This is a genomic window from Azonexus sp. IMCC34839, from assembly GCF_047047955.1.
GTDB lineage: Bacteria > Pseudomonadota > Gammaproteobacteria > Burkholderiales > Rhodocyclaceae > Azonexus.
The window spans coordinates 2,978,138-2,991,695 of record NZ_CP150631.1; the positions used below are offsets into that span (position 1 = coordinate 2,978,138).

Here is a 13,558-nt window from a genome sequence, read left to right on the forward strand (position 1 = left end):
GCCCGGAGCTCAGCGCTTGGCGATGGTGCCGCAGGCGATGCGCTTGCCGGAGTTGCCGGCCGGCTGCGACTTGTAGTCGTCCGGGTCGGCGTGGATCACGATGCTGCGGCCGACGATGCCGGTCGGGCCATCGTTCAACGACAGGCCAGACACTTCGGCGCGGAAGACGGCGTTGCCGGCTGCGTCGGCGATCAGGTTGGGCAGGTCACCGGCATGGCGCTCGCTACCGGCATGATGACCATGCCCCTTGCCGGCCGGGTTGAAGTGGCCCTTGGCGCTGCTCGCATCGGCCGCGCTGCAGTCGCCCGCCTCATGCACATGGAAGCCATGCTCGCCCGGCGTCAGGCCCGCAACACGCGCTTCGACGAGCAAGCGCTCGCCGCTCTGCGTGAAACTGACGGTGCCGCTGACAGCGCTGCCGGAACGGGCCAGCAGGCTGGCCTCGGCCTTGGGGCCGGTCATTCCGCTGCCGGCGCAGCCGGCAAGCAGGGCGGAGAGGGAAAGCGCGAAAGCGGGGGCGAGCGTCTTGTTCATGGTCAGTCTCCTCGTCTTGAGACCGGCCCCGTCGCGAAGCCGGCAATGCGAATTGGTGCGCAATGCCGGCGGAAAGTTCAACCCGCTGTCATCGCTGCCGCGGTTTTTGCCGATTTGGGGCAGTGCACCGCAGCAGTGACTTTTCGAGCGTCGTTCAGCCCTTCACCGGCTTGACCCGGCTGGCAGCCAGCTTGGCGCGCTGGCGCGCCTCGTCGGTATCCACGCCGTTGGCCACGGCGACGCCCATTCGGCGCTTGGTGAATGATTCCGGCTTGCCGAACAGGCGCAGGTCGCTGCGCGGCACGGCCAGCGCGTCGGCGATGCCGGTAAAGGCGATGCCCTGTTCCTCCATGCCGCCGTAGATGACGGCCGAGGCGCCCGGCTCGCGCAGGGCGGTATCCACCGGCAGGCCAAGGATGGCGCGGGCGTGCAGTTCGAATTCGGAAAAGCGCTGCGAGCACAACGTAACCAGCCCGGTGTCGTGCGGGCGCGGGCTGACCTCGGAGAACCACACCTGATCGCCCTTGACGAAGAGCTCGACGCCAAACAGGCCACGGCCGCCGAGATTGCCGGTGACGGCAGCGGCGATTTCCTGCGCGCGCTTCAGCGCGGCCGGCGTCATCGCCTGCGGTTGCCAGGATTCGACGTAATCGCCCGAGACCTGCACGTGGCCGATCGGCTCGCAGAAATAGGTGGCGACTTCGCCGGTGGTGTTGCAGGCGCGTACGGTAAGCAGGGTGATTTCGTAATCGAAATCAATGAGGCCCTCGACGATGACGCGGCCCTGATTGACCCGGCCGCCGCTGGCGGCGTAGTCCCAGGCCTTCTGCACATCCTCCGGGCCGCGCAGCAGCGACTGGCCCTTGCCGGAGGAGGACATCACCGGCTTGACGATGCACGGGTAGCCGATGCCATTGTCGATGGCGGCCTGCAACTCGGCCAGCGAATCGGCAAACTGGTACGGCGAGGTCGGCAGGCCAAGCTCTTCGGCGGCCAGGCGGCGGATGCCCTCGCGGTTCATGGTCAGCCTGGCGGCGCGGGCGGTCGGGATGACCTCGGCCAGGCCTTCGGCCTCGATCTGCACCAGCATGTCGGTGGCGATGGCCTCGATCTCCGGCACGATCAGGTGCGGCTTTTCCTGTTCGACCAGACGACGCAGCGCCGCGCCGTCGGTCATCGGAATGACGTGGGCGCGATGCGCCACCTGCTGCCCGGGCGCATTCTCGTAGCGGTCCACAGCGATCACTTCGACGCCAAGGCGCTGCAAGGCGATGACCACCTCCTTGCCCAGTTCGCCGGAGCCGAGAAGCATGACGCGCAAGGCGCTGGGAGAAAGCGGGGTGCCGATCTGCATGGGGTGTCCTCGAAAGCGGAAGCTGAAAATCGGCTGAATTTAGGCGTGCACCGCAGCAGCGTCAAGGGCGGCGCACTGTCATGCAAAATTCATCTGCCTGTCACGGCTGCTTCATTGGCGCTGCCTATCGTTCCGTCATGCCCAAGGTCAGATCCGTATTTCTATCCGACATCCACCTCGGCACGCGGGCGTGCCAGGCGGATCGACTCCTCGACTTCCTGCGCGAACACCCGGCCGAGCAGACTTTCCTGATCGGCGACATCGTCGATTTCTGGGCGATGAGCCGCAGCATCTGCTGGACGCAGGCGCAGAACACCGTGGTGCAGAAGCTGCTGCGCCGGGCGCGGCACGGCGAGCGCGTGGTGTTCATTCCCGGCAACCACGACGAGGCGCTGCGCGATTATTGCGGCACCGTCTTCGGCGAAATCGAAGTGGTCGACGAGATGGTGCACGAGACGGTCGACGGCCGGCGCTTCCTGCTCATCCATGGCGACCAGTTCGACCAGGTGACGCGCCATCACCGCTGGGTGGCGGTGCTTGGCGACCGCGCCTACGACCTGCTGGTCCGGCTCAACGCCTGGTTGTCCTGGGGGCGTCGCAAGCTCGGTATTTCAGGCTACTGGTCGCTGGCCGGCTACGCCAAGCGCAAGGTCAAGAAGGCGCTCAATTTCATTTTCGATTTCGAGGTGTCGGCCATCCACCACGCCAAGGAGCGTGGGCTGGACGGCGTCATCTGCGGCCACATCCACTGGGCGACCATCCGCGAGATCGACGGGCTCACCTATATCAATTGCGGCGACTGGGTCGATTCCTGCACCGCCATCGTCGAGCACTTCGATGGCCAGCTGGAACTGGTCGCCTGGGAATCGACGCACCGGGCGGCACCGGCCGCCCTTGAAAACATGCAGCCGACCCCGGAGTTGGCGCAGCTAACAGAAACGGTAGAGGCATGAGCATGCGCGTGTTGATGGTATCCGATGTCTATTTTCCGCGCGTCAATGGTGTGTCGACCTCGATCGAAACCTTCCGCCGGACGCTGGCCGGGCAGGGGGTCGAGGTCGATCTGGTGGTGCCGCGCTACGGTGATGAGGCGGAAGAGGCGGGCATCACCCGGGTCGCCGGCCGCTCGGTGCCAGGCGATCGCGAAGACCGCCTGGTCGGCTGGCGCGCCATGCATCGCACGGTGCTCGAAGCGGCAGCCGACTGCGACCTGATCCACATCCAGACCCCCTTCGTCGCTCATTACGCCGGGCTGAACGCCGCGCGCAAGCTGGGCCTGCCGGTGGTCGCCACCTATCACACGCTGTTCGAGGAATATCTCGGCCACTACGCGCCCTGGCTGCCTGGCGGCTGGCTGAAGGCGCAGGCGCGCGCCTTCTCGCGCCGCCAGTGCAACGATCTCGATGCCGTCATCGTGCCGTCGACGGCCATGCGTAGCCGGCTGGAAGAATACGGCGTCAGCAAACCGCTGCATGTGCTGCCGACCGGCATTCCGCTCGCCCAGTTTGCCCAGGGCGATGGGGCGGCCTTTCGCGAGCGCTTTGGTATTCCGGCCAAGCGCCCCTTGGCACTTTTCGTCGGCCGGGTGGCACATGAGAAGAACATCGGTTTTCTGCTACAGGCGATGACGCATGTCCGCCTGATGTGCCCGCAGGCCTTGCTGATCGTTGCCGGCGAAGGGCCGGCCATGGCCGACCTGAAGCAGCAGGTGAAGCACCTCGGCTTGTGCGAGCATGTCCGCTTCATCGGTTATCTCGACCGCCAGCAGGGGCTGCCGGATTGCTACGCGGCGGCCGACGCTTTCGTCTTTGCCTCCCGCACCGAAACGCAGGGGCTGGTGTTGCTCGAAGCGATGGCGGCCGGCTTGCCGGTCATCGCATTGGCTGAAATGGGGACGGTGGATATCCTGGCGCCCGGTCGTGGTGCATTCGTCCCGCCGGCCGATCCGAAATCCTTCGGCGACACCCTGGGCCATTTCCTCTGCCACCCGCAAGCCTGGGTGCATCTACGCGCCGAGGCGCCGGTCTATGCGCAGGAATGGAGCGATGCAGCGATGGCGCAACGTCTGGCCCTGTTGTATCGCGAACTCATCGGCCTGAAAATTGCCTCAGAAAGCGCGTGCACCGCAGCAGTCTGAGAAAGATCACCCCATGAACGAAATTGCCGAACGGCACTGTGAGCTGTGCCGTTATTTTGTCGCCGTCGATGCCCTGAATGGCACCTGTCACCGTTTTCCGCCAGTCTTTGCCGGCGATAGTTCGCCGCGGGAGAACCACCACTGGCGGTTCCCGCAGGTGAGCATTCACGCCTGGTGTGGCGAGTTCCAGCGACCCGTTCAGATATCCTCGAGCGGCACGACCATCTGATTGATGTTGCGCAGGCGTTCGGCCATCACGCGCATGACCTGGGTGGCAAAGAAGGGCGTCTGCTGGACGAGGAACTGGAAGCGCTTTTCGTCCACGGCGACGAATTCGCAATCGGTGGTGGCGACCACCGTCGCCGAGCGCGGGCCCGGCAGGACGATGCCGATTTCGCCGACGATACTGCCGTGCTGCAGGGTTTCGACCACGCGGTTGTTGACGATGACCTCGGCCGAGCCGGTGGTCAGCACATACATCATCCTGCCTTCTTCGCCTTCCCGGAAAAGTGCCTCACCGGCGGGCACATTGACGATGGTCGGGTTGTGGGCGAAGAGTTCGAAGAAAACCATGGCGAGCGATCCTGAAAAGGTACGACTACGCCTTTTAGCATAACGCGTGTAGCCGCCGTATTGCGGCAATGTGACAAACGCACTTTCGTTGACCTAGAACAAGCGTGGCGAGATCAGGCGCAGGCCGATCGAGAACCAGCGCTGATCGCGCATGTGGCCGAACTGGCTGCCCCAGGTGGTATCGATCTGAACATGGTTGGGCACCACCCAATAGCGCAGGCCGACCTGGGTGAAGGCGGCGCCCTTGTCCTGGCCGTAGGTTTCGGCGATGACGTAGAGCCGTTCGCTGGTCTGGATTTCGCTGCCCAAGCCCCAGGTCAGGCGCGTGTCCTGGTTTTCGCGTTCGCGGGTGTAGCCGAGGTTGCCGTGCAGGACGAGGCGGTCGTCGGCCAGCGACCAACTGGCCGGGACATAGAAGTAGGGCGAGCCAGATTGGCCGTTGCCTGGCTGGGTGGCATAGCCGAAGGCCAGCCCGAGACCGTAGCCATTGGTTTCGAGCGGCTTGAACAGCGTCTTGCCCTGGATCAGCAGGGCGCCGCTTTCGCGCTCGCCTTCGCTGTAGGCGAGGGCGCCGCCCAGGGTGATCTCGAAATTGCCACCCGGATTGCAGGCCGGTAGGGCCCACCATTCCTTCTGGCGGCTATGCAGGTGCGCCCAGGTTTCGAGTTGGCACGCCCCGGCATCGGTGAGGCGCGCATCGTCGGTGATCATCGGCCGGGCGGCCGAGGCGGCATCGGCAAGGGCGAGCAGGGCGAGGACGAAGGGGAGGGCGGCAGGCTTGAGCATAACCCGACGATTCTACGCCGGGATTCTGACCGTTCTGTGACAGAGCCTGTCATCAAAGCTTAGTAAAGGCTGGCTAACGTGGCTGCTTTCACGGAGCGCTCATGCATAAACCGACGCCGAAAGAACTGGGCCTCGATCCGGCTCATGAATCGCCTTTCAAGGGCAAGACCGGCCTGCGCCGGGTGTGGAATGCACTGCATTACTCGCTGGCCGGCCTGAAAGCCGCCTATCTTTGCGAAGATGCCTTCCGCCAGGAGGTCTGGCTCGCCGTGTTGCTGATTCCGGCCGCCCTGTTGCTGCCGGTTGCCTGGCTGGGCAAGGGGCTGATGATCGCCAGCGTGCTGCTGGTGTTGGTCGTCGAGCTGCTCAATTCGGCCATCGAGGCCGTGGTCGATCGGGTGAGCCTGGAAAACCATCGTCTGGCCAAGCGTGCCAAGGATATCGGCAGTGCCGCCGTCCTCGTTTCCCTGCTTTTGGTAGTCACCGTCTGGACCTGCGTTCTGTTGGAGATGCGCTGATGCAACTCGATATCGCTTTCGTCACCGAAACCTTTCCGCCCGAGGTCAATGGCGTGGCCATGACCATCGGCCGCCTGGTCCATGGCATGCGCGAGCGCGGCCACCGGGTCAGCGTCGTTCGCCCGCGCCAGGGCGAGGCCGACACCGGCAACGAACATGAAGTGCCGCTGCCCGGCCTGCCGCTGCCGGGCTATCCCGGTTTGCGTTTCGGACTGCCGGCGGGTCGGCGTCTGCGCAAACTGTGGGGGCAGCGCCGGCCGGACCTGGTGCATGTGGTAACCGAAGGTCCGCTCGGCTGGTCGGCCGTCAATGTCGCCCGTCGCCTGGGTATTCCGGTCACCTCCGGCTTCCATACCAATTTCGACCGCTACAGCGTGCATTACGGCCTGGGCTGGATGCGTCCGGCGCTGGCCGCCTACCTGCGCAGCCTGCATCGGCGTACGCAGGCGACCATGGTGCCGACCGAGGCGCTGGCCGCCGATCTGGCCGGTGAGGGCATTGCCGGCGTACGCGTGGTCGGGCGCGGGGTCGATACCCGCTTGTTCGATCCGCAGCGGCGCTCCGCTGAATTACGTGCCAGCTGGCTGGGCGAGGCCGCTTCGGTCGGACCGGTCTGCCTGTATGTCGGGCGCCTGGCTGCCGAGAAGAATCTGGCTTTGGTCGAGAAAGCCTTCTCGGCCATCCAGGTCTGGCATCCGCAGGCACGCATGATGTGGGTGGGCGACGGGCCTTCACGCAAAGCCTTGCAGGAGAAGCATCCGGATCATCTGTTCGCCGGCATGCGGCTCGGTGAGGAGTTGGCGGCGCATTACGCCAGCGCCGATCTCTTCCTGTTTCCCAGTTTGACCGAAACCTACGGCAACGTCGTGGCCGAGGCGATGGCCAGCGGCCTGCCGGTCATTGCTTACCGCAGCGCCGCAGCTGCCGAGTTGATCGAACATCGCTGCAACGGTTGTGTGGTGACGCCGGGCGATGAACGCGCCTATGTCGAGGAGGCGTTGTGGATGCTGGAGAGCGAGGATCGCCTAAGTGAGCTGTCCGCCGCCGCCCGTTTCGGCATGTTGCCACGCGGCTGGGATGGCGTGGTCAGCAGCTTCGAGCAGGTGGCGCGCGAAGCCGTCGGCGTTCAGCCATGAGCAGGGTGGACAGCGACGACCGCCGGGTCATCGGCATGGTCGAGCAGCAGGCGGCGCACGCGCTCCTGCCAGAGTTGGCCGAACAATAGTCTTTCCTCAGGCGTCGCCTGCTCGTGGACGACCGCCGGCAGCAGGGCGCCGAGACGTGGATCGGCTGCCACGGAATTTGGCAAAAAACGGCAGTGCACCGTAGCAGCGTTGTCCAGCCGGGTGAAACGCAGGTCGGCCACGCCCTCGACACCAAAACACAGCAGATTCCGCCGACTGAAGCGTCCGCCCAAGCCCTTGAATCCACCGGCGCCGGCGGCCCCGGTGATCAAGGTGGCTACCGACGCGATGACGCCGGTGACGCCGCTTTCCAGTGGCTCGGCAAAATCGACGCGCAGGCCACCGCGTTGCGGTAGGGCTTCGCCGTAAAGCGCCCGCAGGGCGGCGCGCGTCATCAGCCAGGCGCCGGCTACGGTCGGGCAACTGTGGCCAGCCAGGCGAACGGCGTCTTCGTAGCGGTATTCGATGATGCCCCCCTCGGCACTACCGAGCAGTTCGGCCAAGGGGTCGTAAACAGTGATGCCCTGCACGCGGGCGAAGAATTCGGGAAACATGGGGCCTCCGTTTGGCGAAGGCGTATTGTCTTTTGCCAGCTTTTTCATCGCTTTGATTTACCTTGGTTAAATGCCTTTCCTATGCAGGTATCGTTTTACAAAAACCAACAAATCATCAACCAAATCGAAAAAGTGGCCCCGTAATTACGGCGTATGCTCCTGGCAATCCAAAATGGGAGTAATAGCGTGATTACACGAAAACATGCGGGCAAAATGCTCGCCTTGTGCAGCCTGATGCTCAGTCTCGTCTGCTCGGCTGAACAAGGCGTCAGCGACAGCACGATTCTCGTCGGCCAGTCGGTTCCGCTCAGCGGTCCATCTCTGGAACTGGGCACGGAAATGAAATTGGGCGTGCAGGCCTATTTCGACCAGATCAATGCGCAAGGCGGGGTCAATGGCAGACGTCTGGAATTGAAGACTCTGGACGATGGCTACGAGCCGGACCGTGCTGCAGCGAACACCCGCCAGCTGCTCGAGAAGGATAGCGTCTTTGCCTTGCTCGGCTACATCGGCACGGCCACCAGCGTGGCCGCCCTGCAGATTTCCAACCCGGCCAAGGTGCCCTTCGTCGGCGCCTTCACCGGTAGCGACGCCTTGCGCTCGCCGACCGGGCGCTATGTGTTCAATATCCGCGCCAGCTACGCCGAAGAAGCGGAAAAGATCGTCGAGCAGTTCACCTCCCTGAACGTCAGCCGCATCGCCGTCGTCTATCAGAATGACGGTTTCGGTAAGGCCGTGTTGACCGGTGTCGAGAAGGCGATGGCCAAGCGCAACCTGAAGCTGCTCGGTACTGCGACCGTCGAGCGCAATTCGCTCAATGTCGGGCCGAGCGTCAAGGCCCTGGCACCGCTGAAACCGGACATGGTGATCATGGCGCTGCCGTACAAGGCAGCAGCGGCACTGATCAACGCGACGCGGGCGGAAGGCATGGCTCCCCAGTTCTATACCGTGTCATTTGTCGGGCCGATGGCCCTGGCCAAGGAGTTGGGGACGAATGGGGCCGGTGTCGGCGTGACGCAGGTGGCACCCTTCCCATGGTCGATCAATGCGCCGGTCGTGCGCGACTACCAGAAGGCCATCGGCAAGGCGGAACCGTCATACGTCAGTCTCGAAGGCTACATTGCAGCCAAGGTTTTTGTCGAAGGCGTCAAGCGAGCCGGCCGCGACCTGACGCGCGAGAAGCTGGTCAGCGCCTTCGAAGGCATGCGCAATTACGATGCCGGCGGTTATCCGGTCAGCTTCAGCCCGACCGATCACAATGGCTCGAGCTTCGTCGAACTGACCGTGCTGCGCCGCGACGGCAAGCTGATGCGCTGATTTCTTCGCCAAACAAAAAAGGCCGGCTGGCGAATGAATCGCCGCCGGCCTTTTCTGTTTGGCGCGCGGTTCAGTTACGCTCGATCAGCTCGATCTTGTAGCCGTCCGGATCTTCGACGAAGGCGATGACCGTCGAGCCGTGCTTCATCGGGCCGGCCTCGCGTACCACCTTGCCGCCACGCACCTTGATCTCGGCACAGGCCTTGGCGGCATCCGGCACGGCCAGGGCGACGTGGCCGTAGCCGTTGCCCAGGTCGTAGCTCGGCGTGTCCCAGTTGTGGGTCAGTTCGAGCACGGTTTCCTTGTCCTCGCTGCCGTAGCCGACGAAAGCCAGTGTGAAGCGGCCTTCCGGGTAGTCTTGGCGGCGGATCAGCTGCATGCCGAGGATTTCGGTGTAGAAGGCGATGGAGCGGTCGAGGTCGCCGACGCGGATCATGGTGTGCAGAATGCGCATGCTGTTTTCCTTGGATTATTCGAATTGCGGGAGTTGCCGCCCGAGTTGGCGCAATTCGGCACGCCGAGCGCGCCACTCCGGGCAGAGTTGCTCGACCACAGACCAGAAACGCGGGCTGTGGTTCATTTCCTTGAGGTGGGCCAGTTCGTGGCAGACGACGTAATCGACCACCGGCAGCGGCATGAAAACCAGCTTCCAGTTCAGCGAGATGCCGCCGTGCCGGCTGCAACTGCCCCAGCGCGTGCGCGCCGACGACAGGCGCAAGGGCGGCGCGTTAACGCCGAGGCGGATGGCGTAGAGGGCGAGGCGCTCGGCAAAGACGCGACGCGCTTTTTCGCGCAGCGCTTTCTCGAACAGGCGAGGAGTTTCGGCCGGGCCGGGTGTTTCCAGCAACAAGGTGTTGCCGATGAATTGCGCGCGCGGGCGCGATGTGGGGCGCACTGCTGCGGTGTACGGCTCGCCGAGGGCAAAAAACACAGTGCCGTCGACGACGGGGGTGGGCTTGGCCGTCGGTCGCTCGCGCCATTCGGTCAGCTTGTCGAGCACCCATTGCCCGTGTTGTAGGATCAATGCTTCGATGTCGCGCAGGCTGGCGCGGACCGGGGCGCCGACGCGCAGGCCCCGGTGATCGATGGTCAGGCCGATGGTGCGCCGGTGCGAGCGGCGGAGCAGGTAGTCGACCGATTGCTCGGCCAGGACGATTTGGCGACGGGTCTCAGCTGGCGTCGTGCTGAACATTCGAATAGCGGTGCGGGGAGATGCGGTGCATCTCGCTTTCGATCCATTCCTCGACCCGCTGATTGACTTCACCTTCGGTCATGCCGGTGGCGTCGAAGGCTGGGCCGATACTGACCGTGACGGTGCCGGGCTTCTTCAAAAATGCCTGACGCGGCCACAGTTCGCCGGCATCGTGGGCGACCGGGACAACCTTGCAGCCGACCCGGGTGGCCAGATAGGCACCGCCGGCCTTGTAGCGCTTCTTCTGCCCCGGCGCGACGCGCGTGCCTTCCGGGAAGATGATGATGTAGTAGCCCTGTTTCAGGCGCTCGCGACCCTGAGTGACCACCTGATCCAGGGCATCCTTGCCAGCAGCACGGTCGATCGAGATCATCTTCATGGCACCGAGGCCCCAGCCAAGCAGCGGAATGCGCAGCAGTTCCTTCTTCAACACGAAGACGCAGTAGGCCCCCTTCGGTACATAGTCCTGCAGGGTCATGGTCTCCCAGGCCGACTGGTGCTTGGACAGAATGACGCAGGGCTCCTTCGGCATGTTTTCCAGGCCGATGACCTTGGGGCGGATGCCGAGGATGTTCTCGACGCCGAACTGCGTGCCCAGGCGCCACAGGCGGCCGGCGCGATAACCCCAGATGCCGCGCAGAACCAGCGCGGCAAACATGACGATAGGGATGGTCAGCACCGACCAGACGATGGCGTAAGCCATGAACAGCGAGGAGCGGACGGCGTTCATTTCTTCTCCCCGGCCAGGATGTGATCGACGGCGGCGGCGAGGTCGGCGAATTCCAGCGTGCCTTCCGGCAGATTGCCTTCGGCCTTGGTCTTCTCGCCCTTGCCGGTCAGCACCAGCATCGGCTTGCAGCCGGTAGCGACCCCGGCCTGCAAGTCGCGTAGAGAGTCGCCGACGGTGAAGATGCCGTTCAGGTCCACGTTCAGCGTTTCGGAAATGCGCTTGAACATGCCGGGCTTCGGCTTGCGGCAATCGCACTTCGAATCGGCCGCATGCGGGCAGTAGAAGATGGCGTCGATCTGGCCGCCGATGGCGGTCACCGCCTTGTGCATCTTCTGGTGGATGCGGTTCAGCGTGTCCATGTCGAACAGGCCGCGGCCGACGCCCGACTGGTTGGTCGCCACGACCACGCGGTAGCCGTTCTGGCGCAGGCGGGCGATCGCCTCCAGGCTGCCCGGGATCGGCTTCCACTCCTCCGGGCTCTTGATGAACTGGGCGGAATCGAAATTGATCACGCCGTCGCGGTCGAGAATGACGAGCTTGGGAGCCATGGCGGTTTCCCCGTAATCAGGCGGAAAGCTTGGACAAGTCGGCGACCTGGTTCATCGCCGCATGCAGCTTGGCGAGCAGGCCCAGGCGGTTGGCACGCAGGGCCGGGTCGTCGGCATTGACCATGACGCCGTCGAAGAAGGCATCGACCGGGGCGCGCAGGGCGGCCAGCGCCGACAGGGATTCGGTGTAGTCGCCGGTGACGAAGGCGGCATCGGCACGCGGAACGACATCGACCAGCGCATCGTGCAGGGCGACTTCGGCGGCTTCCTTGAGCAGCGCGTTGTCGACCACGGCTTCGACGGCGCCTTCGACCTTCTTCAGGATGTTGCCGACGCGCTTGTTGGCAGCAGCCAGGGCGGCGGCTTCCGGCAGGGTGGAGAAGGAGCGCACGGCGGCCAGGCGCTTGGGAATGTCGCCCAGGCGCTGCGGCCGCTGGCTGACCACGGCATCGACTTCCTGTGCCGTATAGCCTTGCTCGCGCAGGGAGCCGGCCAGGCGTTCGTAAATGAAGTCGGCCAGCGCGGCGTGATTGGCCTGGAAGCCTTCGATGCCGGTGAACTGGGCAAAAACGCCGTTCAGCAACTGGTCGAGCGGCAGGTCGAGGTTACCCTCGGCCAGCATGCGGATGACACCCAGCGCATGGCGGCGCAGCGCGAACGGGTCCTTGTCGCCAGTCGGGATCTGGCCGATGCCGAACATGCCGACCAGGGTTTCCAGCTTGTCGGCCAGCGCAACGACGGTGCCGACCGTGCCGCGTGGCAGGCTGTCGCCGGCGAAGCGCGGCTTGTAGTGGTCTTCGATGGCGTCGGCCACGTCGGCGTTGAGGCCATCGTGCTGGGCGTAGTAGCGGCCCATGATGCCTTGCAGTTCCGGGAACTCGCCGACCATGTCGGTCAGTAGGTCGGCCTTGGCCAGCACGGCGGCTTGCTCGGCGTGCGCGGTCAGGCTGCCGCCACCCAGACTGTCGGCGATGGCGCGGGCAATCGCGGCGACGCGCTGGACGCGCTCGCCCTGGGTGCCCAGCTTGTTGTGATAGACCACCTTGGCCAGGCCCGGCACACGGCTTTCCAGCGACTTCTTGCGATCCTGGTCGAAGAAGAACTTGGCGTCGGCCAGGCGCGGGCGCACGACGCGCTCGTTGCCGCCGATGACGGCGGAGGCGTCGTCCGGGCGGATGTTGCTGACGACGAGGAACTTGTTGGTGAGCTTGCCGGCCGCGTCGAGCAGCGGGAAGTACTTCTGGTTGGCCTTCATGGTCAGGATCAGGCATTCCTGCGGCACGGCGAGGAATTCCTCTTCGAACTGACCGATCAGCACGTTCGGGCGCTCGACCAGCGCGGTGACTTCGTCGAGGAGGGCATCGTCCTCGATCGGCTTCAGGTTGGTGCCGGCCTGGGCGGCGGCAGCGGCCAGCTGACGGGCGATTTCGGCGCGGCGCTCGGCGAAGGAGGCGATGACCGAGCCATCCTTGAGCATCGTCGCGGCATAGCTGTCGGCATCGGCAATCACCACCGGATCGATCGCGGCTTCGAAGCGATGGCCCTTGGTGGCCTTGCCGGAAGTCAGACCGAGCACGGAAACCGGCACGACCTCGCTGCCGTGCAGCGCCACCAGCGCATGCGCCGGGCGAACGAAGTTCACGGTGTTCCAGCCGTCGGCCAGCTGGTAGGTCATGACCTTCGGAATGGGCAGCGCAGCCAGCGCGGCTTCGACGGCCTTCTGCAGGCCTTCGGCCAGCGTGGCGCCCTTGGCCAGGCTGTCGTAGAACAGGATGTCGGCTTTGCCGTCGTTCTCGCGGCGCAGGCTGGCGACGCAGGAGGCATCGGCACCGAGGGCGGCCAGCTTCTTGAGCAGGGCCGGGGTGGCGTTGCCGGCAGCATCGAGGCCGACGGCGACCGGCATCAGCTTCTGCACCACCGGCTTGTCGGCGGCGACGGCCAGCACGTCGGTGACGTGGGCGGCCAGGCGACGCGGCGAGGCGTAGGCGGTGACTGCTGCGGTGGACGGGGCCAAACCGGCATTTTTCAGGGAATTTGCCAACGCGGCGGCAAAGGCTTCGCCCAGCTTCTTCAGCGCCTTGGGCGGCAGTTCTTCAACGAACAGTTCGACGAGGAGATTCTTGGCGGACAT

The 13,558-nt window shown here is 64.7% G+C and carries 16 protein-coding genes; 6 read left to right on the plus strand and 10 right to left on the minus strand.

Annotated features, from left to right (window positions below; translation table 11 throughout):
* Nucleotides 1-9: 9 nt before the first annotated feature.
* Nucleotides 10-534 carry a superoxide dismutase family protein gene (locus tag WIF35_RS14495; protein ID WP_412478933.1) on the minus strand — a complete coding sequence of 175 codons (525 nt, stop codon included), beginning with the start codon at nucleotides 532-534 and terminating at the stop codon, nucleotides 10-12.
* Between the two features lie 154 nt (nucleotides 535-688).
* The gene (gene purT, locus WIF35_RS14500; protein WP_412478934.1) at nucleotides 689-1,888 is read right to left on the minus strand and encodes a formate-dependent phosphoribosylglycinamide formyltransferase; all 1,200 of its coding nucleotides are present in this window, start codon (nucleotides 1,886-1,888) and stop codon (nucleotides 689-691) included.
* Between the two features lie 137 nt (nucleotides 1,889-2,025).
* Here purT and WIF35_RS14505 point away from each other — a divergent pair, with 137 nt between their 5' ends.
* The 3 genes from WIF35_RS14505 to WIF35_RS14515 are packed head-to-tail and all read left to right on the plus strand — an operon-like array spanning nucleotide 2,026 to nucleotide 4,254.
* Complete coding sequence (locus WIF35_RS14505) at nucleotides 2,026-2,841, plus strand: UDP-2,3-diacylglucosamine diphosphatase (protein ID WP_412481249.1); 816 nt, start codon at nucleotides 2,026-2,028, stop codon at nucleotides 2,839-2,841.
* A 2-nt stretch (nucleotides 2,842-2,843) separates the two neighbouring features.
* Entirely contained in the window at nucleotides 2,844-4,025 is a 1,182-nt protein-coding gene (locus WIF35_RS14510; RefSeq protein ID WP_412478935.1) for a glycosyltransferase, read from the plus strand.
* A gap of 13 nt (nucleotides 4,026-4,038) precedes the next feature.
* Nucleotides 4,039-4,254: a hypothetical protein gene (locus WIF35_RS14515; protein WP_412478936.1), complete on the plus strand. Its 216-nt coding sequence runs from the start codon at nucleotides 4,039-4,041 to the stop codon at nucleotides 4,252-4,254.
* Here WIF35_RS14515 and WIF35_RS14520 read toward each other — a convergent pair.
* On the minus strand, nucleotides 4,224-4,598 hold the full coding sequence (locus WIF35_RS14520) for a Crp/Fnr family transcriptional regulator (protein ID WP_412478937.1): 375 nt from the start codon (nucleotides 4,596-4,598) through the stop codon (nucleotides 4,224-4,226). The two genes, WIF35_RS14515 and WIF35_RS14520, sit on opposite strands and share 31 nt — an antisense overlap.
* 93 nt (nucleotides 4,599-4,691) lie before the next feature.
* The gene (locus WIF35_RS14525; RefSeq protein WP_412478938.1) at nucleotides 4,692-5,384 is read right to left on the minus strand and encodes a transporter; all 693 of its coding nucleotides are present in this window, start codon (nucleotides 5,382-5,384) and stop codon (nucleotides 4,692-4,694) included.
* 101 nt (nucleotides 5,385-5,485) lie between these two features.
* On the opposite strand from WIF35_RS14525, the gene WIF35_RS14530 reads away from it, so the two are divergent.
* A complete protein-coding gene (locus WIF35_RS14530; RefSeq protein ID WP_412478939.1) occupies nucleotides 5,486-5,902 on the plus strand; it encodes a diacylglycerol kinase in 417 nt (138 codons plus the stop codon).
* Nucleotides 5,902-7,038, plus strand: coding sequence for a glycosyltransferase family 4 protein (locus tag WIF35_RS14535; protein WP_412478940.1), 1,137 nt, complete (start codon nucleotides 5,902-5,904; stop codon nucleotides 7,036-7,038). The genes WIF35_RS14530 and WIF35_RS14535 overlap by 1 nt, the downstream gene beginning before the upstream one ends.
* Here WIF35_RS14535 and WIF35_RS14540 read toward each other — a convergent pair.
* Nucleotides 7,029-7,640, minus strand: a complete 612-nt coding sequence (locus WIF35_RS14540; RefSeq protein ID WP_412478941.1) for a hypothetical protein — start codon at nucleotides 7,638-7,640, stop codon at nucleotides 7,029-7,031. The genes WIF35_RS14535 and WIF35_RS14540 overlap by 10 nt on opposite strands.
* Before the next feature lie 186 nt (nucleotides 7,641-7,826).
* Between WIF35_RS14540 and WIF35_RS14545 the strand changes: the two genes are divergently transcribed.
* Nucleotides 7,827-8,957, plus strand: a complete 1,131-nt coding sequence (locus WIF35_RS14545; RefSeq protein ID WP_412478942.1) for an ABC transporter substrate-binding protein — start codon at nucleotides 7,827-7,829, stop codon at nucleotides 8,955-8,957.
* A 70-nt stretch (nucleotides 8,958-9,027) separates the two neighbouring features.
* Here WIF35_RS14545 and gloA read toward each other — a convergent pair whose 3' ends face one another.
* From gloA to glyS, 5 genes are read right to left on the minus strand one after another with little or no spacing between them, the layout of a single operon-like run.
* A complete protein-coding gene (gloA, locus tag WIF35_RS14550) occupies nucleotides 9,028-9,411 on the minus strand; it encodes a lactoylglutathione lyase (RefSeq protein WP_412478943.1) in 384 nt (127 codons plus the stop codon).
* Nucleotides 9,412-9,426: 15 nt separating this feature from the next.
* Complete coding sequence (locus WIF35_RS14555) at nucleotides 9,427-10,149, minus strand: M48 family metallopeptidase (RefSeq protein ID WP_412478944.1); 723 nt, start codon at nucleotides 10,147-10,149, stop codon at nucleotides 9,427-9,429.
* On the minus strand, nucleotides 10,127-10,879 hold the full coding sequence (locus WIF35_RS14560) for a lysophospholipid acyltransferase family protein (RefSeq protein WP_412478945.1): 753 nt from the start codon (nucleotides 10,877-10,879) through the stop codon (nucleotides 10,127-10,129). The genes WIF35_RS14555 and WIF35_RS14560 overlap by 23 nt, the downstream gene beginning before the upstream one ends.
* Nucleotides 10,876-11,427 carry a D-glycero-beta-D-manno-heptose 1,7-bisphosphate 7-phosphatase gene (gmhB, locus tag WIF35_RS14565; protein ID WP_412478946.1) on the minus strand — a complete coding sequence of 184 codons (552 nt, stop codon included), beginning with the start codon at nucleotides 11,425-11,427 and terminating at the stop codon, nucleotides 10,876-10,878. The genes WIF35_RS14560 and gmhB overlap by 4 nt, the downstream gene beginning before the upstream one ends.
* Before the next feature lie 16 nt (nucleotides 11,428-11,443).
* On the minus strand, nucleotides 11,444-13,558 hold the full coding sequence (glyS, locus tag WIF35_RS14570; RefSeq protein WP_412478947.1) for a glycine--tRNA ligase subunit beta: 2,115 nt from the start codon (nucleotides 13,556-13,558) through the stop codon (nucleotides 11,444-11,446).

Coding starts and splice junctions, on each gene's coding strand:
- WIF35_RS14515 (WP_412478936.1), top strand. CDS start 4,039: ATGAACGAAATTGCCGAACGGCACTGTGAGCTGTGCCGTTATTTTGTC.
- WIF35_RS14505 (WP_412481249.1), top strand. CDS start 2,026: ATGCCCAAGGTCAGATCCGTATTTCTATCCGACATCCACCTCGGCACG.
- WIF35_RS14540 (WP_412478941.1), bottom strand. CDS start 7,640: ATGTTTCCCGAATTCTTCGCCCGCGTGCAGGGCATCACTGTTTACGAC.
- WIF35_RS14555 (WP_412478944.1), bottom strand. CDS start 10,149: ATGTTCAGCACGACGCCAGCTGAGACCCGTCGCCAAATCGTCCTGGCC.
- WIF35_RS14530 (WP_412478939.1), top strand. CDS start 5,486: ATGCATAAACCGACGCCGAAAGAACTGGGCCTCGATCCGGCTCATGAA.
- WIF35_RS14520 (WP_412478937.1), bottom strand. CDS start 4,598: ATGGTTTTCTTCGAACTCTTCGCCCACAACCCGACCATCGTCAATGTG.
- glyS (WP_412478947.1), bottom strand. CDS start 13,558: ATGTCCGCCAAGAATCTCCTCGTCGAACTGTTCGTTGAAGAACTGCCG.
- gmhB (WP_412478946.1), bottom strand. CDS start 11,427: ATGGCTCCCAAGCTCGTCATTCTCGACCGCGACGGCGTGATCAATTTC.
- gloA (WP_412478943.1), bottom strand. CDS start 9,411: ATGCGCATTCTGCACACCATGATCCGCGTCGGCGACCTCGACCGCTCC.
- WIF35_RS14535 (WP_412478940.1), top strand. CDS start 5,902: ATGCAACTCGATATCGCTTTCGTCACCGAAACCTTTCCGCCCGAGGTC.
- WIF35_RS14510 (WP_412478935.1), top strand. CDS start 2,844: ATGCGCGTGTTGATGGTATCCGATGTCTATTTTCCGCGCGTCAATGGT.
- WIF35_RS14495 (WP_412478933.1), bottom strand. CDS start 534: ATGAACAAGACGCTCGCCCCCGCTTTCGCGCTTTCCCTCTCCGCCCTG.
- purT (WP_412478934.1), bottom strand. CDS start 1,888: ATGCAGATCGGCACCCCGCTTTCTCCCAGCGCCTTGCGCGTCATGCTT.
- WIF35_RS14525 (WP_412478938.1), bottom strand. CDS start 5,384: ATGCTCAAGCCTGCCGCCCTCCCCTTCGTCCTCGCCCTGCTCGCCCTT.
- WIF35_RS14560 (WP_412478945.1), bottom strand. CDS start 10,879: ATGAACGCCGTCCGCTCCTCGCTGTTCATGGCTTACGCCATCGTCTGG.